General features: G+C 36.0%; 26 protein-coding genes. 3 read left to right on the forward strand and 23 right to left on the reverse strand.

Annotated elements, in window-relative coordinates; translation table 11 throughout:
* Window position 1 precedes the first annotated feature (1 nt).
* Together feoB and HMPREF1140_RS03840 are read left to right on the forward strand one after the other, a co-directional pair.
* Window positions 2–2,131, forward strand: a complete 2,130-nt coding sequence (gene feoB / locus HMPREF1140_RS03835; RefSeq protein ID WP_009662684.1) for a ferrous iron transport protein B — start codon at window positions 2–4, stop codon at window positions 2,129–2,131.
* Between the two features lie 52 nt (window positions 2,132–2,183).
* Complete coding sequence (locus HMPREF1140_RS03840) at window positions 2,184–2,324, forward strand: FeoB-associated Cys-rich membrane protein (RefSeq protein WP_009662523.1); 141 nt, start codon at window positions 2,184–2,186, stop codon at window positions 2,322–2,324.
* A gap of 51 nt (window positions 2,325–2,375) precedes the next feature.
* Here HMPREF1140_RS03840 and HMPREF1140_RS03845 read toward each other — a convergent pair whose 3' ends face one another.
* The 15 genes from HMPREF1140_RS03845 to rpmG form a co-directional block, all read right to left on the reverse strand.
* On the reverse strand, window positions 2,376–4,985 hold the full coding sequence (locus HMPREF1140_RS03845) for a translation factor GTPase family protein (protein WP_009662440.1): 2,610 nt from the start codon (window positions 4,983–4,985) through the stop codon (window positions 2,376–2,378).
* Between the two features lie 9 nt (window positions 4,986–4,994).
* Window positions 4,995–5,462: a Cys-tRNA(Pro) deacylase gene (ybaK, locus tag HMPREF1140_RS03850; RefSeq protein ID WP_009662685.1), complete on the reverse strand. Its 468-nt coding sequence runs from the start codon at window positions 5,460–5,462 to the stop codon at window positions 4,995–4,997.
* A gap of 24 nt (window positions 5,463–5,486) precedes the next feature.
* Window positions 5,487–6,851: a DNA repair protein RadA gene (radA, locus tag HMPREF1140_RS03855; protein ID WP_009662444.1), complete on the reverse strand. Its 1,365-nt coding sequence runs from the start codon at window positions 6,849–6,851 to the stop codon at window positions 5,487–5,489.
* Between the two features lie 54 nt (window positions 6,852–6,905).
* Complete coding sequence (locus tag HMPREF1140_RS03860) at window positions 6,906–7,316, reverse strand: hypothetical protein (RefSeq protein ID WP_009662531.1); 411 nt, start codon at window positions 7,314–7,316, stop codon at window positions 6,906–6,908.
* A gap of 138 nt (window positions 7,317–7,454) precedes the next feature.
* The gene (locus HMPREF1140_RS03865; RefSeq protein ID WP_009662568.1) at window positions 7,455–7,802 is read right to left on the reverse strand and encodes a type II toxin-antitoxin system RnlB family antitoxin; all 348 of its coding nucleotides are present in this window, start codon (window positions 7,800–7,802) and stop codon (window positions 7,455–7,457) included.
* A 42-nt stretch (window positions 7,803–7,844) separates the two neighbouring features.
* Entirely contained in the window at window positions 7,845–9,326 is a 1,482-nt protein-coding gene (locus tag HMPREF1140_RS03870) for a ribonuclease H1 domain-containing protein (RefSeq protein ID WP_009662497.1), read from the reverse strand.
* A 147-nt stretch (window positions 9,327–9,473) separates the two neighbouring features.
* Entirely contained in the window at window positions 9,474–10,940 is a 1,467-nt protein-coding gene (locus HMPREF1140_RS03875; protein ID WP_009662422.1) for a restriction endonuclease subunit S, read from the reverse strand.
* The gene (locus tag HMPREF1140_RS03880) at window positions 10,937–12,457 is read right to left on the reverse strand and encodes a class I SAM-dependent DNA methyltransferase (protein ID WP_009662628.1); all 1,521 of its coding nucleotides are present in this window, start codon (window positions 12,455–12,457) and stop codon (window positions 10,937–10,939) included. The genes HMPREF1140_RS03875 and HMPREF1140_RS03880 overlap by 4 nt, the downstream gene beginning before the upstream one ends.
* Window positions 12,458–12,459: 2 nt before the next feature.
* Window positions 12,460–14,787, reverse strand: a complete 2,328-nt coding sequence (gene hsdR / locus HMPREF1140_RS03885; protein ID WP_009662677.1) for an EcoAI/FtnUII family type I restriction enzme subunit R — start codon at window positions 14,785–14,787, stop codon at window positions 12,460–12,462.
* Between the two features lie 185 nt (window positions 14,788–14,972).
* Window positions 14,973–15,161 carry a hypothetical protein gene (locus tag HMPREF1140_RS03890; protein WP_009662599.1) on the reverse strand — a complete coding sequence of 63 codons (189 nt, stop codon included), beginning with the start codon at window positions 15,159–15,161 and terminating at the stop codon, window positions 14,973–14,975.
* Window positions 15,162–15,257: 96 nt separating this feature from the next.
* Window positions 15,258–15,953, reverse strand: a complete 696-nt coding sequence (gene rplA, locus HMPREF1140_RS03895; protein ID WP_009662493.1) for a 50S ribosomal protein L1 — start codon at window positions 15,951–15,953, stop codon at window positions 15,258–15,260.
* Between the two features lie 17 nt (window positions 15,954–15,970).
* Window positions 15,971–16,396 (reverse strand): 50S ribosomal protein L11, encoded by a 426-nt coding sequence (gene rplK, locus HMPREF1140_RS03900; protein WP_009662424.1) that lies wholly within the window; start codon window positions 16,394–16,396, stop codon window positions 15,971–15,973.
* Window positions 16,397–16,467: 71 nt separating this feature from the next.
* Complete coding sequence (nusG, locus tag HMPREF1140_RS03905) at window positions 16,468–17,001, reverse strand: transcription termination/antitermination protein NusG (RefSeq protein WP_007591300.1); 534 nt, start codon at window positions 16,999–17,001, stop codon at window positions 16,468–16,470.
* 8 nt (window positions 17,002–17,009) lie between these two features.
* The gene (gene secE, locus HMPREF1140_RS03910; protein ID WP_007591298.1) at window positions 17,010–17,207 is read right to left on the reverse strand and encodes a preprotein translocase subunit SecE; all 198 of its coding nucleotides are present in this window, start codon (window positions 17,205–17,207) and stop codon (window positions 17,010–17,012) included.
* Between the two features lie 8 nt (window positions 17,208–17,215).
* Window positions 17,216–17,380, reverse strand: a complete 165-nt coding sequence (gene rpmG, locus HMPREF1140_RS03915; protein WP_278321299.1) for a 50S ribosomal protein L33 — start codon at window positions 17,378–17,380, stop codon at window positions 17,216–17,218.
* Between the two features lie 171 nt (window positions 17,381–17,551).
* Here rpmG and HMPREF1140_RS03920 point away from each other — a divergent pair, with 171 nt between their 5' ends.
* Window positions 17,552–18,640 carry a PTS transporter subunit IIC gene (locus HMPREF1140_RS03920; RefSeq protein ID WP_009662661.1) on the forward strand — a complete coding sequence of 363 codons (1,089 nt, stop codon included), beginning with the start codon at window positions 17,552–17,554 and terminating at the stop codon, window positions 18,638–18,640.
* A 48-nt stretch (window positions 18,641–18,688) separates the two neighbouring features.
* On the opposite strand, the gene HMPREF1140_RS03925 is transcribed toward HMPREF1140_RS03920, so the two are convergent.
* The 8 genes from HMPREF1140_RS03925 to HMPREF1140_RS03960 all read right to left on the reverse strand — a co-directional run bounded on the left by HMPREF1140_RS03925 (window position 18,689) and on the right by HMPREF1140_RS03960 (window position 24,453).
* Window positions 18,689–19,816, reverse strand: a complete 1,128-nt coding sequence (locus HMPREF1140_RS03925) for a glycerate kinase family protein (RefSeq protein WP_009662596.1) — start codon at window positions 19,814–19,816, stop codon at window positions 18,689–18,691.
* An 80-nt stretch (window positions 19,817–19,896) separates the two neighbouring features.
* The gene (locus HMPREF1140_RS03930) at window positions 19,897–20,355 is read right to left on the reverse strand and encodes a hypothetical protein (protein WP_009662452.1); all 459 of its coding nucleotides are present in this window, start codon (window positions 20,353–20,355) and stop codon (window positions 19,897–19,899) included.
* 54 nt (window positions 20,356–20,409) lie between these two features.
* Window positions 20,410–20,610: a hypothetical protein gene (locus HMPREF1140_RS13695; RefSeq protein ID WP_009662711.1), complete on the reverse strand. Its 201-nt coding sequence runs from the start codon at window positions 20,608–20,610 to the stop codon at window positions 20,410–20,412.
* Window positions 20,611–21,084: 474 nt separating this feature from the next.
* Window positions 21,085–22,416 carry a tagaturonate reductase gene (locus HMPREF1140_RS03940; protein ID WP_009662600.1) on the reverse strand — a complete coding sequence of 444 codons (1,332 nt, stop codon included), beginning with the start codon at window positions 22,414–22,416 and terminating at the stop codon, window positions 21,085–21,087.
* Between the two features lie 257 nt (window positions 22,417–22,673).
* Window positions 22,674–22,940, reverse strand: coding sequence for a hypothetical protein (locus HMPREF1140_RS03945; protein ID WP_009662421.1), 267 nt, complete (start codon window positions 22,938–22,940; stop codon window positions 22,674–22,676).
* A gap of 49 nt (window positions 22,941–22,989) precedes the next feature.
* A complete protein-coding gene (locus HMPREF1140_RS03950) occupies window positions 22,990–23,406 on the reverse strand; it encodes a DUF523 domain-containing protein (protein WP_009662482.1) in 417 nt (138 codons plus the stop codon).
* Window positions 23,403–23,918, reverse strand: a complete 516-nt coding sequence (locus tag HMPREF1140_RS03955; RefSeq protein ID WP_009662614.1) for a GrpB family protein — start codon at window positions 23,916–23,918, stop codon at window positions 23,403–23,405. Before HMPREF1140_RS03955 ends, HMPREF1140_RS03950 begins: the two co-directional genes overlap by 4 nt.
* A 22-nt stretch (window positions 23,919–23,940) precedes the next feature.
* Window positions 23,941–24,453, reverse strand: a complete 513-nt coding sequence (locus tag HMPREF1140_RS03960; protein WP_009662658.1) for a GNAT family N-acetyltransferase — start codon at window positions 24,451–24,453, stop codon at window positions 23,941–23,943.
* Window positions 24,454–24,576 lie beyond the last annotated feature (123 nt).

The following is a 24,576-nucleotide window of genomic DNA, read 5'->3' on the forward strand; positions in this document are numbered from 1 at the left end:
TATGGCAATCAGAATTGCGCTTACCGGAAATCCTAATACCGGTAAAACTACTTTATTTAATGCCTTGACAGGTTCAAACCAGACAGTTGGAAACTGGCCGGGTGTTACTGTTGAAAAGAAGGAAGGAAAGCTTAAAGGACATAAAGATGTTATTATTACAGACCTTCCGGGTGTTTATTCTCTCTCTCCATATACATTGGAGGAAGTTGTAGCAAGAAACTATGTTCTCAATGAAAAGCCTGATGCGATACTTAATATCATTGACGGTACAAACCTTGAGAGAAACTTATATCTTACTTCACAGGTTACAGAGTTAGGTGTACCTGTTGTAATCGCGGTAAACATGCTCGATGTACTTGAAAAGAGCGGAAACAAGCTTGACCTTGATAAGATGAGTGAAAAGCTTGGATGTCCTGTTGTGGAAATATCCGCACTTAAGGGTACAGGTGTTATGGAAGCTGCAGAAAAAGCTATTGAAATAGCTAAGAGTCATACTCTTCCAAAGGAAAAGCATGAGTTTGATAAGAATGTAGAAGAAGCTATCAAAGATATCATTGCTCTTCTTCCAAGCAGTGTACCTGAGCTTCAAAGAAGATGGTACGGTGTTAAGTTGTTCCAAAGAGATGACAAGGCTATGGAGCAGTTAAATCTTTCAGACAGCACATTGGCTGAAATTGAAAAGATTATAACAAAATGTGAAGATACTATGGATGATGAAGCCGAAAGTATTATTACATCTGAGAGATACAATTATATCTCAACAGTTATTGCAAGTTTTTATAAGGTTAAAAATAAAGACTATGTAAGTCTTTCAGATAGGATTGATAAAATAGTTACAAACAGAATTTTGGGTCTTCCGATATTCGCAGCTATCATGTTTGTCGTTTATTATATTTCAATTACTACTGTAGGTACAACAATGACCGACTGGGTAAATGATGTTTTGGTTGCAGAAATTATTCAGCCCGGTGTTCAAGGTTTCCTTGAATCTGCCGGCGTTGCCGAGTGGCTTGTCGGTCTTATTGTAAACGGTATTATTGCCGGTGTAGGTGCCGTACTCGGATTCCTTCCTCAGATGCTTACACTCTTCTTCTTCCTCGCTTTCTTAGAGGGCTGTGGATATATGGCGAGAATTGCATTCGTTATGGACAGAGTATTCAGAAGATTCGGACTTTCAGGAAAGAGCTTTATTCCTATTCTTATAGGTACAGGTTGCGGTGTTCCGGGAATTATGGCTTCAAGAACTATTGAGAGTGAGCATGACAGAAGAATGACGATTATTACAACCACATTTATTCCATGTTCTGCAAAGCTTCCTGTTATAGCACTTATATCAGGTGCATTGTTTAATAATGACGCGTGGGTTGCTTCATCAGCTTACTTTGTAGGTATTGCCGCTATTGTCGTCTCAGGTATCATGCTTAAGAAGACCAAGCTGTTTTCAGGCGATCCTTCACCGTTCGTTATAGAGCTTCCTGCATATCACCTTCCTACAGCAGGTTCAATCATCAGATCAATGGCTGAAAGAGGTTGGAGCTTCGTAAAGAAGGCAGGTACCGTTATTACACTTGCAACTATCCTTATATGGTTCCTCAGCTATTTCGGATTTGTAGACGGTTCATTTACATATCTTGCTGAAGATCAGATGGATCTATCGCTACTTGCACATATCGGTAATACTTTTGCTTGGATCTTTGCTCCTCTCGGATGGGGTACATGGAAGCCTGCAGTTGCAGCCATCACAGGACTTATGGCAAAAGAGAATGTAGTAGGTACATTCGGTATTCTATACCATGTTTCCGATTTCAATAAGGATACCGGTGAGGGTATCTGGCAGCTTTTACGTGCCGACTACACACCTCTTTCAGCATATTCATACCTTGTATTCAACCTTCTGTGTGCTCCTTGTATCGCAGCGATGAGTGCTATCAGAAGAGAGATGAGCAGTATAAAATGGTTCTGGACTGCTGTAGGATATCAATGTATTTTTGCATATATAGTAGCTATGATTATATATCAGGTAGGATCACTTGTAATTACAGGTAAGTTCGGTATCGGTACAATCTTCGGATTTATCGGAATCGCAGCTATTATTTACGGTCTTGTGCGCAAGCCTTCTGAAGAAAAATAATATATTCTAAAAGCTTACGCATAAATTGTTTTATTAAAGAAAGGAGATCATTATGGCAGCAACAGTTGTTATTTCAGCTGCATTGGTCGGCGTAGTAGGTCTTATTATAAGATCAATTTATAAAGATAAGAAAAACGGGAAGTCCTCTTGTGGTGGAGGATGTGGCGGTTGCTCAGGCAGCTGTCATACCTGATTCTTTATTCAAATATTTGAATCCAATTAAAAGAAAGAGCCCCGGCATTTGCTAGGGCTCTTCTTTTATACCAAGTCTGATGTTTTCGATTTTCTCTTTTAACTCTCCCTCTAAAGAATCAAACAATCTGTTTGTGATTGAGGCTTTTTCTATATGTTCTTTTCTGAAAGCCTCTTTGGTATCCTCAAGATCCTTTAAAAACTCCCTTGCAGAGATAAGTATTGCCCCCTTACCTCTTATAATGATCTGCTCTATACCGTCTGATGTAGCTACAGTGACATCATATCTTTTTATCATTTCATGTGTTGTCTTTTCTATATACTGATCGGCTGTTTCAGCTGTCTTTGTATATACCACATATACACCCGAGAAATTCTGTACCTCCGTAGGATGATTTACAAGTCTGTAGGCATCAAATACTGCAATTATTTCGTAATCCTTATAAGCCTTGTAATCTATCAAAAGCTCTATAAGTCTGTCTCTTGCCGCATCTATATTTATCTGTGCAAGTTCATTTAACGACTTTGAAGCAAAAATAATATTATATCCGTCAACCAGCAAGTAATGTTTCTTTTTTGCTCTTTCTTTATAAACATACTCTCTTTCAGGTGCCCTCTTTACAGGTGCATCCCAGTCTCCTATTCTTGGAGTCACCTTACCGTATGTTCTTTCAAATATGGCCATAAGCTCTTCGCTGTCGGCTTTTGTGGCATCATAGGTGGAACGTACTGTCTCTATTTTTTCCTCTTCTTTTACAAGCTCAAACTTCTTTAAAGGCAAATGCATATAGTTAAATACTTCACTCCATGGCACTATAAAGCTCTCACCATGAGAACAAAATACGGAGTCCGGAGTATTCTTTGTATCAAACTCTGCAATATACGAACTGCTCTCTATAATCTTATCCGCATTATGGCATGGTAAAAATCCTCTTAGACCGAAGCCTATCTGTCCAAGACCTTTTGTATATGATAAAAGCGTACTTCCATAGTTTTGTATATTGACGGTAGGCGCATATCCCGTCACTCTGAGAGTCTCTCCACCCTCATAGCTTATATCCTCTGCATTCATATTGTTTAAATCATTTAAAAGCCTACCAAGTGAAGTCATAGGTATGTTTATTTCAAAATCATAGTACGGCTCCAATAAAATCGATTTGGCATACATCAATCCATGCCTTACAGCTCGGTTTACCGCTTCAAGGAAATCTCCGCCTTCGGTATGCTTTTCATGTGCTCTGCCTGCTACCAAGGTAAGCACCACATCAGTAAGCTCACTGCCTGTAAGTACACCTCTGAATTTTGAGGTCTCAACAATATTTCTTACCTGACTCTGATAATTTTTAGGAAGCTCATCATCAGACACTTCATTCACAAATACTATGCCGCTTCCTCGCTCTCCTTCACTGATAAGTATATGCACTTCGGCATAATGCCTTAACGGTTCAAAGTGCCCTACACCCTCAATATATCCGGTTATAGTTTCCTTATAAATAATACCGCCGTCTATAAGATCGCAGTTTAACCCAAGTCTCTCACCGATAATATTTTTTATAAGATCTATCTGAACTTCTCCCATCAAGTTTACCTTAATTTTAGCAAGTTCTTCGTCATACTCCATTTTTATTTCAGGTATCTCGTCAAATATCTGTAAAAGTTTAGGATATATTTGATTTATACTTATATCATCCGGAAAAACCATATTGTAGCTTAAAACCGGTAACAGCTTTTGTACAGGTCTTTTTATATCTCCAAATGTATCTCCGGCATGAACTTTTGAAAGCCCTGTTACTGCAATAATATCACCCGCAATTCCTTTATCGATTGCAATATATTTTTCACCGTCATAAGCTCTTATCTGATTTATCTTTTCATCAAATAGCGTATCCTTAACCTGTAAACTTCCACCAAGAAGTTTTATAAAGGAAAGTCTGTTTCCGTTTTCGTCATATTTTATCTTATATATTATTCCGGAAATTTCATCCGAATAAGTCTTTTCATGTACATACTCTTTTATTAGTTCAAGTATTCCTTCTATATTTATAAGTTTAAGACCGGAACCGAATATTGTAGGAAATACTTTTGAATTCTCTATACAAAAGCTTATATCCGATTTTGTTATTTCTTCCCCTTCGATAAACTTTTCTATAAGATTCTCATCACAGGCTGCAACCTCTTCTAAAAGCATCTTATTTTCCTTTGAAAAATCCACTATATTTTTTGAAAGAGATTTTTTAAGGCCTTCCAATATTTTGTCCTTGTCAAACTTGTCACTGTCTATTTTATTTACAAATATTACAGTAGGTATATTTGCTTCTCTTAATAATCTGAAAAGTGTATGTGAATGTGATTGTACGCCTTCACTTCCGCTGATTACCAAAATAGCCATATCAAGTATGGATATGGTCCTTTCCATTTCGGCACTGAAATCCACATGTCCCGGGGTATCAATTATATTTATATCTATATCATCTATACTTGTTCTGGCAAGCTTTGAGAATATGGTTATTCCTCTTTTTCTTTCATATTCATCATTATCTAAAAAGCTGTCACCGAAATCCACTCTTCCTGTTTTTCTAAGCTTTCCTGTCTTGTAGAGTATCGCCTCTATCAATGTAGTTTTTCCGGCATCTACATGTGCCAACACACCAACATTTATCATGGACTTAACCTATGTCAATGCGGCAAAACTTACAGGCACAAATTTTTCCAGCTCCTTTGGATCCATCTCAACCTGATAACCGATTTTACCTGCACTGAATATAATATTTTCATAATTCAAAGCTGTTGAATCAACTACAGTGGTAAATCTCTTTTTCATACCTATCGGAGAACAACCCCCATGTATATATCCTGTAAGAGGCAATAAATCCTTTGACTTCAACATTTCTATAGATTTTTCACCTACAGCTTTTGCCGCCTCCTTTAAGTTAAGCTCCTCTGCCACCGGTATTACAAATACATAGTTTGCCTTACTCTTTCCAACTGTTACCAATGTCTTAAAAACCGTTCTCTCATCCTGATTTAAGAGATTTGCAACTTCTACACCATTTGTAGCCGGAGTATCTATATACGAATAATGATTATACTTTATCTTCTTTTGATCCAAAAGTCTCATTACATTTGTTTTCTCATCCATTTTTTCTCTTTCCTTTAACTTTTATCAATTTAAAAGTGAGACCGCTTCATTTATATTTCTTACACCTATAAGCTTTATATTTCCCTTAAATGAAATCTTCTCAAGGCATACCATCGGTAAAATACAAATCTCAAATCCAAGCTTCATAGCCTCTCTAATCCTAATCTCAGGCATACTTACAGCTCTTACTTCGCCTGATAGTCCCACCTCTCCGAATATTACCGTCTTTTCATCTATTGTCCTGTTTTTCATACTTGAGATAAGCGACATAATAATTGACAAATCCAGTGCAGGCTCATTTATTCTAAGTCCACCCGCAATATTTATATATGCATCATATCTGCTCATTGCAAGTGCACATCTTTTTTCTATGACCGCCATCAAAAGATTTATTCTGTTCACATCTGTTCCGGTAGAAGTTCTCCTAGGTAGTCCGAATGCTGTAGGAACTACCAAAGCTTGTACTTCTACCAGTATCGGTCTTGTACCCTCCATTAAACATGCTACGGCCGCTCCTGTAGCATTCTGCGGTCTGCCGGATAGCATAAACTCTGAAGGATTTTTCACTTCTATAAGTCCCACCTGCTGCATTTCAAATACACCTATCTCATTTGTAGATCCGAATCTGTTCTTGACAGCACGCAGTATTCTGTATGAAGCAAACCTGTCACCTTCAAAGTAAAGCACTGTATCTACCATATGCTCAAGCACTCTCGGACCTGCAACCTGTCCTTCTTTTGTTACATGTCCGACTATAAATATGGCAATATTATTTTCCTTTGCCACCTGCATTAATAGATTTGTGGATTCTCTTACCTGACTTACACTTCCCGGAGCCGACGCCACCTCTTCATTAAACATAGTCTGTATAGAGTCTATGACTACCACATCCGGCTTTTCACTCAGCACGGTTTCTTTTATTATATTGAGATTGGTCTCACACAGAAAACTTAAATTTCCTGTGATTTCTCCCACTCTCTTTGCTCTCATCTTTATCTGCTTTAAACTCTCCTCACCTGAGATATAAAGCACTGTTCTGTTATCATCCGATATATTCTTACAAACCTGAAGCAATAATGTGGACTTTCCAATTCCCGGATCTCCACCTACCAAAACAAGTGAACCTCTTACCACTCCACCGCCAAGTACTCTGTCAAGTTCCTCAAAACCTGTCTTAAACCTGTCTTCATCTTCCAGCTGTATTTCAGAAAGCTTAGCAGGCTTTTTATATGTATTTGCAGATATTCCTCTGCTTACCGTCTTTGTCTTTGCCACCGGCTCTTCCACAAGACTGTTCCATGCCTTACACATAGGGCATTGTCCCAACCACTTTGGTGACTCATATCCACATTCTTTACAAAAGAATGCACTGGACTTTGCTTTTGCCATAAAAACCTTTCTATTTAAAATGGGCATATCCGGCTTAGCGGTATGCCCATGCAACTATCTTTTTTTGATTAAAACCTTTGATCCGTTCTCACTTAGCTCAACACTAAATATAAGCTTACCTGATAGATTGGTCTTCATGCCTCCGATACTTACATCATCGACATAAACCTCATATTCTGTATCTTCTTCCAAACCAATAGTTATTTGAGTATCCCCAAAACCGTATATATTAAATGTAGTTAAATTTGGGGTGGTTTCAAATTCCATTACTGTACTACCCGGAACCGATTCATACACAAAAGCCGAATTTCTTTCAAGCTTTGTTATCTCCTTAAATGTCTTTACCTTATATACGTCCCCCTCATGTGCAAAATCTTCTACTTTTGATTTTGTACCAAGAATATAATTTCCAAAACTAAGTTTACCATCCGCCTCTTTGCAAATCAGACTCTCTACTACAGGCATATAAACCTCCTACCAAGCTATGTTTTTGTAGAAATAGTATACAACATTTGGAAAGTTCAAACAAGTATATTATTGAGAATTGATAGATATAAAAAAGCACCTAAAATACTTTAAGTGCTTTATCTAATATAACTAGTTTTAACCTTGCGCAATTTTATTTATCTGGGACTCAGGCAATATAGAATTTCTCAGAAAAGTAGGATGACATCTTAAGATATCATTCGCTTCTTTTAATATATCACCTCTTACACTTACATACTCACATTCACCCAAATCCAAAGTTCCATCTTCTCTTAAATAAGTTTCTATAAAACGATACTCATTTAACCCTGAGCATATTGCAGTATCTATTAAAACTTTACCGACTCTGCATGGAGATACTGTAATAGATTTTAAACATTTTGATATCTGAGTTTCATAGTCTAACAAAGTAATAATATAGTCAATTCCATCTTGTCGCAAATCATTTATCAAATACTGTTTCATTAAAATACCTCCTCTTCTCAATTTTATGTTCTATGAATTAAGTTAGAATAGTATATAATATTTATTTATAATTTGCAACCCCTCATTAAGCCAATCATGAGCAGTCTTAATATCCGTTATGACATGTGTATCTGCTGAATCCTCAGACCAATGTGAATATGGATGTCTCAACTTATTATATTTATTATACAACTCATTTAAATAATCAATCTGATCACCTCTAAGGCTTTGAGTTGATGAATTATATTTATATTCACCCGATGTACTGTCTTTGCTGAAATAAGAAAAATTATTGCTACCATTAGATCTCGTTGTATTATTCCCAAGTTTGTCACTCAAAATTCTGTGCAAATAGAATTCCATAGCTCTAAACAATGGTGTAACTAGACAGGTATAATCAGGCATATAACCAACAACTAATGTATTAAAAACTGCCGATAATAATGTATTTCTAAGCTTTATATCTTTATTTTTTATTGAAAAATCCGGTAATATCAAAGAAAAAGCATTTTCGACCTCTTCTTTCTCAACTGTTAAAGCGTGATACGATTTTAATATCTCAATAACTGCATCGTCTGTTTTCAAATTTTCTATCGCTGATGAGATAATATTTTGCAGTAATGTACTTGGCTTGCCTTGTACATAAGACTTATCTCCCCTGTAACAATTTATTACAACTTTTTCTTTTTTACAAGTAAACTCCAATCTGTCACAGTACTCTTTTGGTTTTGATTCAGAAATAGTAATTTTTTTATTTATGTTCTTAGATTCAATATCTTTATTAAGTTTATTAACAATGCAAATCCAATCTTGCTTACCAAAACCTATAAAATATACCGAACCATCTTCATATGTCTTATATCCTTGCGACAATAATGCCATTTTAGCAAGTCCATCTGCCTTTTCATTATATAAAATCCCACTATGTGCCTTTACATGTTGGAAATATATTTTTATTAAATTTGATTTTTCATCAAAGAACTTACTGTATTCTTTCGAAATATCCTTTTGAGCCTTCCATTCTTTTTTTGCCCACTTTTCTATTCCTTCATAGTCATAGTAAATTTTTATACTATTTTTATTACTTTGAATAGCCCATAATATTGCCTGCTTAACACCTTCTATCTCACCTGCAATATTTCTTGATCCCATATAAGCATCATTTACAAAGGCTTTATATAATATATCCTCAGATTCATTAGTTATAAGCACCACTCCAAAGCTATACTTTTCTCTACCGTCTACATCTTCCGAGTAACTTCCATCTACAAATGCAATTACTTCTCCATCTTGTAAACCTTGTATTTCCATTTTTACTTTATTATTAATATCATCTTTATCATCAGATACGTCCAGTTTTTCATTCTTTGTATCAGAAATGTATTTTAAAGCATCCTCTTCCCTATCAAACGCTTTAAACTCAGCACTCGAAAATCCTTTTATCTGCTCCTCAGCTTGTCCCCATGTCTGATATATCCCCGGTACTCTTCCAACTCTTACAGCATAGAATTTCTGTTTTGCCATATATCCCCCTTTTTATTGCACACAACATCATATGTTATTCTATAAAGTATAACATATTTATTGTACTTAAACTATAAAATAATATATTTTCAAGTCTAAATCTATAAATATTAACAACAAAAAACTTATATATAAGTATCCATGAACTTATTTTCTCGTCAATCTATCTACATAGGGTAGCAGCTCCTCAATCTTTGAAACTATACGTTTTTGCTCTGCTAGAGGAGGGAGCATTAATAAGCCTCTAAATAATTTATCATCATTTATTGATGGATAAGCTACTCCCTTTGAGTTATTTGTATCATTGGCAAAAGAATCAAAAAAAGGTGACAATAAATAATAAAATATGAACTTATTGTATATCCCATCATAACAAGACATTACTGCAAAGCCTGTACTTGCTATAGGTTCACATGTAAATTTACTACTATCCACAATACACATATTATGAAGATAAGGTCTAACTGTTGCGTAAATTATATCACCATCTTTAACTATTTTTCTTGCTCTAGATGGTGCATTTTCTGCTTCAACAATATTTTCAACTTCATTAATCTTTTGACTTTTATTATCTATAGAACCAATATCAATATAAGAAAACTTTTTATTAGGTTTCTTCTGTCCATGATTATAGACTGCATCTCCAAGTCTTACCCATTTCCAACTTTCAGGAATATCAAAAGGGACTTCATCTTCACTTATCTCGGGCAGTATCTTTTCTTTTTTTAGCTTTCCCTCTTTTATAAGTCTTTGTTTCTCGTCCTGTATCTTTTTATATAGCTCCTCTCCTGTCCCTTCATCAGCTCTTTGTTCCACAAGTTTACCTTGAATAGCATACTGTAAAATAGACTTTTTCATATCATCTGGAAATCCGGCATTAAGCTTTTCAAGTTTTTCATATGATAATGCATATCTATCTACATATGGAATAAGTTCTTCTATTTTATTAACTATACGTTTTTGCTCAGCTAATGGTGGTAGAGGTACGATTATTTTATGAATAGCTTCACTTGATAATCCCTTTATTCCTACCCCCTTTCCAATTATTCTTCCATTGTTTTTATAAAAATAAAATATATAATAGAAAAAATAAACATCAATCTCGCAGTATGGTCTTAATCTATGTACATGGTTTTGAATACACACTTCTTCATCATATGTCCATACTGCTGATCTACCATAGTCACCTCCTTCACAAACAAGCAAATCCCCTTTTTTTACACTACATCTTTCTGCCTCTTTATCGGTAAAATACATCTCTTTTACTTTTGTAAATTCAAATCTTCCCCAATAAAGATTTGATGTTGTTATAAACTTTCTTTTTACCCCATTTGTATGTCCTGATGAATTTTGTGCTTTTCCTGTATTATGCAAAAATATATCACCAATGTAACACCATTTCCAACTTTCAGGTATATCAAACGGAACCTCATCTTCACTTATCTCAGGCAGTATCTTTTCTTTTTTTATCTTTCCCTCTTTTATCAGTCTTTGCTTTTCTGACTGTATCTTATTATACAGTTCCTCTCCGGTTCCTTCCTCAGCTCTTTGTTCTACCAACCTTCCTTGTATTGCATACTGTAAGATGCTTGATCTTAACTGTTCAGGTGTCATTCTATGATACCTCCCGGTAATAATACTTCCAACTTTGCAAGTACCTTATCTATCTCTGCATTCAAGGTAGCTCTCTTTTCCTGGTATTCTCTTATTGTATCTAACGGATCAAGTACTTCCTCTTCTTCACGTGGGTATCCACATAAATCCAGGTTACATCCCTGTTCGTTAACCAAATAATCTGTACTAAACTCTTGTGCCTTAAAATTTTCTCCATCTGAAACACTTTTTCTATTATTCCACCACTCAATACATTCATCAAAATGTTTGAGTTCCATCGGCTTTGTCTTTGAAAAATGCTTTCTATCTGAAGGTATATCTATTCTATAGAACCAAGTTTTACCGTTAGGTTCTTTGTTGTCAAAGAACAGCAAATTGGTGGAAATGGAAGTATATGGGCTAAATACTGAATTTGGCAGTCTTACAATAGTGTGCAAATTAAATTCGGTTAATAATTTCTTCTTAATATTTACTTTCGTATTATCCAAGCCAAACAAGAACCCATCCGGTACAATCACTGCTGCTCTGCCGTTTTTCTTTAAACGATACATAATAACTGACATAAACAGGTCGGCTGTTTCAGAACTTGCCAAATCGTCAGGGAAGAACCCTTGAATAGATTTATCTTCATGCCCACCATATGGTGGATTCATAAGTATAACATCAAATTTATCATCATCTGTGTAGTCAAGCAGATTATGTTTAAGAGAATTTGTGTGATAAATATTTGGCGTCTCTATATCATGTAACAGCATATTTGTCACACATAATAAATATGGAAACGGTTTTTTCTCAATACCGTAAATACTGCTGTCAATCATCCTTTTATCTAAAGTATCATTTACCTGTTCTGATAATACATTAAGCCACGATGTAATAAAACCTCCCGTTCCACAGGCAAAATCCGCCATTTTTTCACCAAGCTTAGGCTGTATCATTCTTGCCATAAAATCAGTTACTGCCCTAGGCGTATAGAATTCACCTGATGAGCCTGCAGACTGCAACTCCCTCAAAATTTCCTCATACACAAATCCAAAAGCATGACTTTCCTTTACATCATCAAACTCAATCTCGTCAATAATATCTATCACTTGACGTAAATATACTCCATCTTTCATATAGTTATTGGCATCTTCAAACGTGGAATATACAATTGCCTTTTTCATAGGTGTATCAGGTGTAACTCTGATTCCGCTATACAGTATCTTATCTCCATCTTTTACATCATTACCCTTTAACACCGGAAACAATTTATTATTGACAAAATCAAGTAGTGTATCTCCTGTCATAGCATGACCGCTGCTGTCCACTTTTGCCCAATTTCTCCACCTCAAATCTTCAGGTATTATCGACTTGTAATTATCTTCACTTACCTCCCAATCATCTTCCTTTGAATCATATGCTTTTAAGAAAAGTATCCATACCATTTGCTCAATTCTTTGAGCATCTCCATTAATACCTGCATCCATACGCATAATATCTCTTATTCTTTTTATAAACCCCGACTTCATCGCCATATTTAAACCACCTCGACCTCATATATATTATCTTCAAGTTCTTTTAATGCTGCTTCATAACCTGACTTACCACCAAACAACTTTACAATTTTTGCGGGCTTACCGATATTTTCAAAATCTGATAAAGATAATACCTTAATGTCCTCAACATCTGTAATACCTTGATTCATATATCTGTCAAGCAATATATTGAGTACCTCCTGCGCATCAGATGAATACTTGCTAAAGAAATCCCTCTTTTTCACATTATTTGCTCTCTCTTTTCTTGTCAACGGCTTCTTTCCATACGCCACATAACAGATAAAATCGAAATCATCTACATCTTCCATTTCTTGGTCTTTTTTTAATACCTTTATGTCAACACCTTTTTCCAAAAACAATTCTTCAATAGTTCTTTTTTTATCTGAATCTTTCCACTTTTTAATAAAGTCAGATAAAGAGGCATATTCACCCTTTATATTTGTCCTTGTGTAGTCAATAATATCTTCCTGTCTTAACAATTTGCCATCCGGATTGTACACTGAAACTATTCTGTTTATAATTTTCACATTACAACCTTTGTCATTGACAACCGGACGTAATACATTATATTTTCCTTCCTCTTTTATTACTCTATTATTTTTTGTTGTAGTACTTCCCTTTTGAAAGCCTTCATCTTGTTCAATAGGACCATCCCATTCAGGATCTGCAAACAACTTTGTTACATTTCTAAAATCCATTACAACAAAATGCGTTTTGCCTTCTTTTTCTCTTATACGAGTTCCACGACCTATAATCTGCTTAAACGTAGTCATACTTTCAATCATCTTATCAAGTACTATAAGCTTAGTCATTTTACAGTCTGCGCCTGTTGAAAGCAATTCGGAAGTTGTTGCGATAACCGGATACTTACTTGACACAGAAATAAAATAGTCAAGTTTAGACTTTCCATATACATCTGAACCGGTTATTCTGACACAGTAATCAGAATTTTCTTTTATTAAATCCTTGTTTAGATTATTTAAAGCTATTCTCATACGCTCGGCATGTTCCTCAGATGCACAGAATACTATTGTCTTTTGCATTCTGTCAGTACTTTTTAAATATTCCGTTATTTCCTCAGCTACAGCTCTGATTCTGTCTTCTATTACTATATTGTAATCATAGTCTCTATTATTATAGATTCTGTCTTCTATAAGATTACCTTCAATATCTACCTGACCTTTTCTAGGTCTCCAACCGTCACCTATATTAGTTGTTATATTAATAACCTTAAACGGTGCAAGAAATCCGTCTTCAATTCCTTGCTTTAAGCTGTAAATATAAACAGGTTCCCCAAAATAATCAATATTAGAAATTTTTTCACTTTCCTTTGGCGTTGCTGTCATTCCTATCTGAATTGCATCATAAAAATATTCAAGTACTTTTCTCCAATTGCTGTCTTCTTTGGCACTTCCACGATGACATTCGTCAACTATAATAAGATCAAAGTAGTCTTTAGGTATTTGTCTAAAATTCTCCTCATCATTTTGACCAACCATTTGATGATATAGTGCAAAGTTAACTTCATGTGACGCAATTTTCCTAAGGCATTCTTTATCTGAAAAATTCACTTTGTAAATTGTCTTTTCAAGAGGTGCGAAATCTTGTAATATACTTTGATCCACAAGAATATTTCTATCTGCCAGATATAAAACTCTTTTCCTTAGTCCTGAACGAAGTAGTCGATATACTATTTGAAAAGCTGTGTATGTCTTTCCTGTACCTGTAGCCATTACAAGCAACAGTCTCTGCTGACCTCTTGCAATTGCTTCTACAGTTCTGTTTACAGCATTTCTTTGATAATACCTTGGCGGGAATGTGTTTTGAGATGAGTAATATGGCTGTGATACAATCTTTTTTTCATCATCAGATATTCCATTTCCATCATTTATCTCACTATAATACCTGGCTATAAGTTCATCCTGAGTCGGAAATTTATCAAGTTCAATCCTTTTTTCTTCACCTGTCAAAAAATCGTGTTCAAAAAAGGCATCACCATTTGAAGAATATGCAAATGGAATATCCATCATCTTAGCATATTCCATTGCCTGCTGTAATCCATGTGATACAGGATATTTATTGGATTTTGCTTCCACAATGGCTATAGGTTTACCGTCATTAAGGTATAGAACGTAGTCGGCAGATTTTGCACTGCCCCTATTTGCAATATTCCCACTAACATTTATCCTACCATCAGTAATCTTATTTTCCATTCCAATATAATTATTCCAACCTCTAGCAATAGCCGGAGTTATATAATACAACTTAATCTCTTCTTCGGTCATTTTGTGCTTATCAAAAATATTCATAGTATCACACCCCTCGTAAATAAGTATATTCATTATACAATACAAAATAAAAAATGAACAATAAAAATACCACACATCCTTTATGAATATGTGGTAATCTACATAATTTACTATATTATCTATTTTAACTATAATTTGGGCAACAATGACTTTATAACGGTATCATTGTTTCTATTACTCCCGTCTTAATCTACATACCTTGCCGCCGGCTTATCAGAATCGTTTTGATCTTCTCTATTGTTGTTCCCTTTATTAGCTATCTTTCTAACAGCATTACATGTTAATCTGAATGCACCTCTCATAAGCATGCGCATTAGATAGCAAAGTCCGAAACCTATCACAAATAAAAGTATAACACCTAAAACTTTTTCCATTATATTCTCCAATCTGAAATTTTTGTCTATACAGTAAAACTGCCACATACTCTTTACGAGTACATGGCAGTCTGCGCGTCTTTATTATATTAGCTATTAGCCTGTAATTTTAGCAACGTTGAGTCTGATTCCCGGACCCATTGTTGATGTTAAAACTACACTCTTAAGATAAGCACCCTTAACTGTGCTTGGTTTTGCCTTATTGATAGCATCCATAATGCTCTGGAAGTTCTCCAAAAGCTGCTGCTCACTGAATGAAGCCTTTCCTACAGGTACGTGAACGAGGTTTGTCTTATCAAGACGATACTCTACCTTACCTGCTTTGATGTCTGCGATAGCCTTTGTAACATCCATTGTAACTGTACCTGCCTTAGGGTTTGGCATAAGTCCCTTAGGTCCGAGTACCTTACCGAGGCGTCCTACAACGCCCATCATATCAGGTGTTGCAACGATAACATCAAAATCTAACCAGCCGTCGTTCTGGATCTTTGGAATAAGCTCCTCTGCTCCAACATAGTCAGCTCCGGCAGCCAAAGCCTCATCAGCCTTTGGTCCCTTTGCAAATACTAAGATTTTAACAGTCTTACCTGTTCCGTGTGGCAGTACTACCGCACCACGAATCTGCTGGTCTGCATGACGTCCGTCAAGACCTGTTCTTATATGTAATTCTATTGTTTCATCGAACTTAGCAACTGCTGTCCTCTTAATTAAAGCTACTGCCTCGCTTGCATCATACTGTACGCTACGATCAACTAATTTGGCAGCTTCAACATATCTTTTTCCGTGTTTCATGTATATTACCTCCTAAATTAGTCTTCTACTGTGATACCCATTGAGCGGGCTGTACCTGCTATCATAGAGATAGCTGAATCAATATTTGCTGCGTTAAGATCAGGCATCTTAAGAGTAGCGATTTCCTCAAGCTGTGCTCTTGTAATCTTAGCTACCTTTGTCTTGTTAGGTACGCCTGAACCTGAAGCGATTTTACATGCTTTCTTAAGTAAAACTGCAGCCGGTGGAGTCTTAGTTATGAAACTAAAGCTTCTATCTGCATAAACTGTGATAACAACAGGGATGATTAAGTCTCCCTGATCTGCTGTTCTTGCATTAAACTGCTTTGTAAACTCAACTATGTTTACACCATGCTGTCCGAGAGCCGGACCGACAGGTGGAGCCGGTGTTGCTTTACCTGCAGGTATCTGCAATTTGATATATCCTGTAACTTTCTTTGCCATATGGCACCTCCTTGTGGTAATTTCGGGGATTTCCCTCCCACGCATTTAAATAAATGCAACTATGTAATAAATTACATTTTCTTAACTTCTGTGAACTCGAGCTCTACTTTTGTCTCTCGTCCAAACATTTCTACATTAATAGAAACAGTTTTCCTCTTTTCGTTGACAGCGGTAATCACTCCCACGGTATCCTTCCATGCTCCGCTGATGACTGTAACCATATCGCCTTCCTTAAGGTCAACCTCAAGTCTTGCTTCAGGCTTTGCGGCATTGCCGCTGTAGCCAAGTGCTACAAGTTCATCTTCGGTGAGTGGTACCGGCTTGCTTCCCGGGCCTACGAAACCTGTAACGCCTCTGGTATTCCTTACAACATACCAGGTTTCATCATTCATATACATATGTATAAGAACATATCCGGGGAAAAGTTTTTTATCTGACGATTTTTCGACACCATTTTTTACTTCAAGTATGGTCTCCATAGGAACCGTAACCTCAAGTATCTGATCTTGAAGTCCGCGATTCTCAATTGTCTTTTCAATATCTACTTTTACTTTATTCTCATAGCCTGAATAAGTATGGGCTACGAACCATTGTGCCTCTGCCATATTTTCACCTATTTAAGAACAAAGTTTAGTAAAAATTTGAAGATAAAGTCAAGTATTGATATTATAATACCAAGTACAATAGATGATGAAATAACAGCAATAGTCTGCTTTACAATATCATCCTTTGTCGGCCATACTATCTTTTTAAACTCTGTCTTTATTCCCTTCCAAAAGTCAGATATCTTTCCGCTTTTTCCTTCAGCCATAATTACTCCTATTTTGTTTCCTTATGCACTGTATGAGTTCTACAGAACCTACAATACTTTTTAATTTCCATACGGTCAGGATGATTTTTCTTATCCTTTGTCGTATTATAGTTTCTCTGCTTGCACTCTGTACAAGCAAGTGTTATCTTTGTACGCACAATCTCCACCTCCATTGTTCGAATTAGACTTGAAAATCCAAAAAAAAAGGACTTTGCATCCTTAATCCTTAGTATTCTATCATATACAAGTATAACCGTCAATATATAAATATTTTTTCTTGACAAATTTCAATTTAATTCTAGAATAAACATTGAAACAAAAATACACGTCTATGGAGGACTTCTATGGAAAAGCTAAAATTATTTTTCAAAAGGAAAGATATTGTAATTTCAGCCAAGCGTTACGGTATTGATGCATTGGGCGCTATGGCACAGGGACTGTTTTGTTCACTGCTTATAGGTACTATTATAAATACTGTAGGTAAGCAGTTTCAAATTTCTTTTCTTACGAGTACGGTTGCTACTATTGCAGGGGTTGAATATACGGTAGGATCTCTGGCAAGTGCTATGAGCGGTCCGGCAATGGCTGTTGCTATCGGCTATGCACTCAATACTCCGCCACTTGTACTATTTTCTTTGATTACTGTAGGTTTCGCTTCCAATGCACTAGGGGGTGCAGGCGGACCATTGGCAGTATTATTTGTTGCTATTATAGCGTCTGAAGTCGGAAAAATGGTTTCAAAAGAAACCAAGATAGATATTCTTGTTACACCTCTTGTAACGATATCTGTCGGTATCTTCTTATCCGCTATACTTGCTCCAACTCTTGGAAAAGCCGCTATGAAACTTGGAACAGTGATTATGTGGGCTACAAGCCTTCAACCTTTCCTTATGGGTATACTGGTTTCACTTCTTGTCGGTGTGGCACTTACACTTCCTATTTCATCGGCAGCCATATGTGCGGCTCTTGGACTCACAGGACTTGCAGGTGGTGCCGCTTTGGCAGGCTGTTGCGCTCAGATGGTCGGATTTGCTGTTATCTCATTTCCCGAGAATAAATGGTCCGGACTTATATCTCAAGGTATAGGAACATCAATGCTGCAAATGGGCAATATTGTAAAGAATCCACGCATCTGGATTGCACCATGTATTACATCAATGATTACAGGACCTATTGCTACATGTATATTTAAGCTGCAAATGAACGGAGCGGCTGTATCATCAGGTATGGGTACATGCGGTCTTGTAGGGCAGATCGGTGTATACACCGGCTGGGTAAGCGATATTGCAAACGGAAGCAAAGCTTCTATTACTTCATTTGACTGGATAGGGCTTATATTTATATCATTTGTTCTTCCGGCTGTTATCGCACCTGTTATTCATATGTTTGTGAAAAAGATGGGACTGGTAAAGACAGGCGATCTTAAATTATAAAATAATCCTCGGGATTTGGTAAGTTCCAAAATCCCGAGGATTTTATTTTTACAATAATCTGAATACCTGCTCCGCAGTATCTGTAAGATTTTGCTTTGCAGTATCTGTTTGCATTGCTTCTTCCAGTGTAACTATTCTTCTAAGTATCGGGAAGAAGGCATCAATTCCGTGCTCATTGCAAACTCCTGCATCCTCTGTTACACTTCCTGAGAATGCTATAACTTTTTTGTTATACTTCTTTGCAATATTTGCTACACCTACAGGAGCCTTTCCCATAACGGTTTGATGATCGAGTCTGCCCTCTCCTGTAACTACAATATCAGCATCCTTTACATATTCCTCAAGCTTTGTCTCATCAAGGACTATTTTTATTCCCGATTCAAGCTTTGAATTTGTAAAGTTAAAGAATGCATATCCAAGTCCGCCTGCCGCACCGGTTCCCGGATATTCACTGTCTGCATCCGGATATTTTTCCTTTACAATTTTTGAATAGTTCTTAAGCCATCCGTCCATATCGGCTACCATTTCCTTGGTAGCACCCTTTTGAGGTCCGTATATTGCGGAGCATCCAAGCTCTCCACAGAGAGGATTGTTTACATCACATGCCACTCTGAAATAACATTCCGAAAGCTCTTTTATCACATTCTCATCTCTTATGCTTACAATATCTCTGACACCGCTTGCTCCAAATCCTACCTGATTACCTTCTTTATCAAGGAACTCATACCCCAGTGCCTGAAGCATTCCTATTCCACAGTCATTTGTAGCGGAACCGCCTATTCCAACTACAAAATGTCTGCAGCCTTTATTTATGGCATCCTTTATAAGCTCTCCTACTCCGAATGTTGTAGTATATAAGGGATTTTTTTCATTACCGCTTACCAAGGTAATTCCTGCAGCCTGTGACATTTCTATTATAGCAGTTTTACTTGAATCAACTATCCCGTAAACAGCGCTTACTTTTCTCCCTACAGGTCCTGTTACATCAACATTTACAAGTCTTCCGCCCATACCGATAGAAAGAGCTTCCACAGTACCCTCACCACCGTCTGCAAGCGGTCTTATTTCAACTTCTGCATCCTTATGTGCTTTCTTTATTCCAATTGATATAGCCTCACCTGCCTCCAAAGAAGACATACTTCCTTTAAATGAATCAATGGCAACAACAACTCTCATTTTGCTGTTTCTCCTTTCATCTGTACTGATGCCAGTTTATCATATAAATACACCAAAATACACTTAAAAAATCTACTTGTTTATAAAATAAATCTTATACTGTATTTTTTATATAAAATAAATCCTACCGATAAAACAGCGATTAATCCCCCGGTTAATAATATGATTGAATTTCCTACACTGATTTTATCTGAATTATATAAAGCTATAAATTTTTTTATTTCATCAAAGCTATACCAGCCCTTACTTATAGAAATCTTATCTCTCTCAATATCGACCAAGACCCCTACTTTTAATGAATCATCATCAAAAACTTTCACCAACAATACTGAGCCGAAGGGGGTGGCTCTGTCTGCCCCAAGCAAGAGGATATTTGTCATTCCTGTATTATATTGTTCGCCTAAAAGCTCAGACATCAGAGCGATTGTTGTGTAATTTTTGTCCTCATAAATTAAATTTTCGGCTTCAAAGAGCTTACCGTTTTTATCATACGAAAGTACTCTCTCAAAATATTCATTTGATGGCTTATGTTCTGTCACAACCCAGTTGGAGTCCTTCATATCAATAGACTGTGAAAATAATATTGATTACTCCTAATCATGTTTTTGTAGAACAAATGCTCCGCTTAAATTTCCCACTCTTGTATAATATTTTATCCCTACTCCGGGTGTAATAACACAAACTGTATTCTTATAATCATATATGGCATATGAGCCGTTGTCCAATGTAATCGTACAAAAACTCTCACCGGGATCTATTGTATAGTTTCTATATTCACGGGTCTTTGTGTCCATATATGTCCCATCTCCATATAAATCAGTTCCAAAAAAAGAAATAGCATCTGAATTCACTACATCAAAAATTTTATCTGCACAATATGTACTACCTATTGGCTTTTTTATAGAATTATATCCATTAATACACAATATAAGAATTATTATAATAAATTCTATACTGCATATAGCAAATGCTATAATCCGCTCAATCGACTTTTTTTGCATAGGCATTTTCCCCATTTATTTCTTCCGACTCTTGATTAAACTGTATCTCACGTCCAATAGCTGTATTTGTATGTGATAATACAAAATAACCGCCATTAACTCCTTCCTAATTCTAATTAATTTTCACAGTCTATATATCTTGACTGAATTATATCACTCTTTATATTTTTTTCAATTGATATCTTTCCCGGAGATAAGAATGTGCAGCCAACACTAAAGCCTTTAGAACAAAATAAAAAGGCGAAGTTTCCTCCACCTTTAAACAACTTATTTTAAGAGCTCATCATAGCAAGCCGCTACACCGTCTTTTTCTATCTTTTCAAACCATCTGTTTACGATATCATACATATTGCTAAGGTCCTCACCCCAGTAATCTTCTCTCTTTAAGATATCCGCTACCGAAGCGCTCTTCATAAACTTTACAATCTCTTCACCGTCATTTGCTTCATCTGTCTTATAAAATGCGATAAGTGCGGCCAATGAAAAACTCAGTATCTCAGGATATTTTCCGTTTTCAGCCTTATACTCCAATATCGTAGGAAGTACCCTGGCTCTGAACTTTGACACTGAATTAAGTGCAATTGATAAAAGCTGATGCTTGATAAAAGGATTTGAAAATCTCTCAAATACAGCTTCTCCGAATTTTCTGTTATCCTCGGTATCTCCTATTGTAGGTATTATTTCCTCAAACACAGATTTTCTAAGAAGTGATGATACCTTTTCATCCTTCATGCACTCGCCTACTGTCTCAAGTCCATATAGTCTTGCTGCTAAAACCATTGAAGTATGTGCTCCGTTAAGTATACGAACCTTTCTCTTCTTATAAGGATCCACATTGTCGGTCCAAACTACATTAAAGCCTGCCTTTTGCAGTGGAAGTTCATCTTCATGATTTCCCTGTATTACCCAAAGGTGGAAAATCTCGGCTGTATCCATCATATTGTCCTTTTGACCGATTCTCTCCTCAAGTGCCTTATGTTCATCTCTCGGGAAGCCGGTCACTATTCTGTCTACCAATGTAGAGCAGAAGCTGTTTTCCTTTTCAAGCCATGAAGCAAAATCCGCTCCAAGCTCCCATTTGGAAGCATACTGCTTACAACATTTTAAAAGCTCTTCACCATTGTGATCTATAAGTTCGCATGAAAGTATAATAAATCCGGACAATCCTGCTTTAAATCTTTCATAAAGAAGTGCTGTTAGTTTTGCCGGAAAGCTGTTTGCGGGTGAGTCGGAGAGTTTATTATCATCTTCATACACAATTCCTGCTTCTGTAGTATTTGACACAATAAATCTGAAATCAGGATTCTTTGCCAGACTCAAATATCCTTCATAGTCCTCATATGGATTGATACATCTGCTGATAACATCTATATGAGTATGTTCATCTACCACCTTACCGTTATCAACTCCTCTTAAGAAAAGATTGTATTCACAGTTTTGTGCTTCAAGCATCTCACACATACCAGTTTTTATAGGCTGAACTACAACTACAGAGCCTTCAAATAAGCCCTTATCATTTAATTTCTGGAAGAAATAGTCTACAAATCCTCTCAAAAAACCGCCTTCACCAAATTGGATGATTCTCTCTTTAGCCTTCATATTATACTCCTAATATTTTTTATTAACTACTGCAGCCATTGCCGTCAGTAATCTGTTATCATTGAAATAATCTTACCTACTTCAATGTTATCTTTCCACTTCCACATCTTAGCTTTATACATCTATATATTTGCTTCATATCTTCAGACTTTATTTTCTTTTTTGCCCTCTAATAATGTAAGCGTTTACATTTTTGAGTATATAATATTTGAAATTTTTTGTCAATCAAAAAAGACAGCCAAAAGCCGCCCTCTAAATTACTCATCTTTCCAAATATATTTTTCAGGATTGCACCATCCACATATATAATCAAGCATATCCGCAAACCACTCTTTTGATAATCCTTCCTCTAAGCTTTTATAATATTCAAAAAACATATTATATACAGAATCTTTTGAAATTCCCAAATCATGTATAGCGATTAACATATCATACGCCTGCTTACTGTAATCAGAATAATTCGATTCTGTAACAGCTTTAGAAAGTTGTTTTATCTCATCAAATAATATATCAAAATCATTCATTTGTTTACCTCTATATTTTGATTAAGAAAGCCGGCAGCCCCCTGTCTATCTATAAATCCTCGACATCTATCACCTTTATTCCGTTTCTCCTTAATAAATCTGCGAATACACCTTGCCCTGATATAATCTTGCCTGAAAAAGAACCGTCATATATTGCATTTACTCCACATGACGGACTTCTTGACTGTAATATAACGATATCGACATTTTGCTCTTTTACTGTCTCAAGTGCTCTCCTTGCTCCTTCACGAAATTCTTTATCAACAGATATGCCGTCCTTGAGACTTACTATACCGTTTACTATTTCTGCAGGTTCTCTTGGAATAGACAGCCCTCCAAGAACTTCCGGACAAACAGGTATTACCTCATGTCCTTTAGTATAATCTCTTACTTTTTTGCTGTAATTATTTCCACCGTTATATTTGCAATTTTCTCCAAGTAAACAGGCACTTACCGCTATTTTCATTCTAATAACCTACACTTCTTATAAATCTTTTCAATAATTTCCGATTTGAATTCCATATACTTATCTATATCATCCGGATAAAGTACTGCAGCCTGTTCTTTCACCTTTGAATATTCAGCTACTAAAGCAGGATTGTTTTTCAAAAAATTTCTAAATGTAATATGTTTAAAAAGTTCCTTGGAATTTTTCGGACATACATATAAATGATGTGTCATCAATTCTTCTTTTCCGGAGTATGAAAAAGCTTCTCTACCTTCAATACCCAAATCTCCCTCGTGTTTGTATCCTTTATCATTAAGCAATCTCTTTATAATTTCAAAATTATCATTTTCAATAACAATATCAAGATCAATAATTGGTTTTGCAGACAGGCCTTCGACAGATGTGCTTCCAACATGTTCAATTTTGATTGAATTGTAAATAATATCTTTACCTAATGAAGCTACTATCTTTTCAAATTCATCTTTCCATTTCGGATTCCATTTTTCAATCATGACACTTTTCGTTCTCATTTATTAACCACCTGCACAGCTTCTAATTGTTTCTCAAATCCAGATACATTATATCAAAATCTATATATGAGTCACCTATTTTAAAATATGCCGGAGATGTACCGATTTTTCTGAATCCGAACTTTTCATAAACATGGATTGCCCTAAAATTATCACTTCTGACTTCAAGATTTATTATCTCAATACCATGTAATTTGGCATACTCTATCGCCATTTTAAGCAGTCTGCTTCCAAGCCCTTTATTCCATTCCGATTTCAAAACTGTAATACCAAGTTCCGCCCTATGATTCATTCGCCTTGGCAATCCGCTTAGGCTTACATCTCCTATGATTTCACCGTCTCTCCATACAAAAAATGAGCATGACCTTTCATCTTTTAAAACAGAACGGATATATTCTTCCTCTCCTTCAACGGAAATCGGAAAGCCTTCCGCTCCAAATGACAGATTATCCGTCTCTGCACCTATCTTCTTTGAATATTCTATTCTCGCCAAAGCATCCTCAGGAGATGCCTCTTTTATAATTATATTGTCCATTTATCTTCCCTTCTCAATAATCTTAGATGTCTTTTCAAATAAATTCTCAACATTACATTTACAATTTTCTCCAAGTAAACAGGTACTTACTGCTATCTTCATCCTCAATCCATTCTTCATAAA

Source organism: Lachnoanaerobaculum sp. ICM7 (assembly GCF_000287675.1).
Taxonomy (GTDB): Bacteria; Bacillota; Clostridia; order Lachnospirales; family Lachnospiraceae; genus Lachnoanaerobaculum.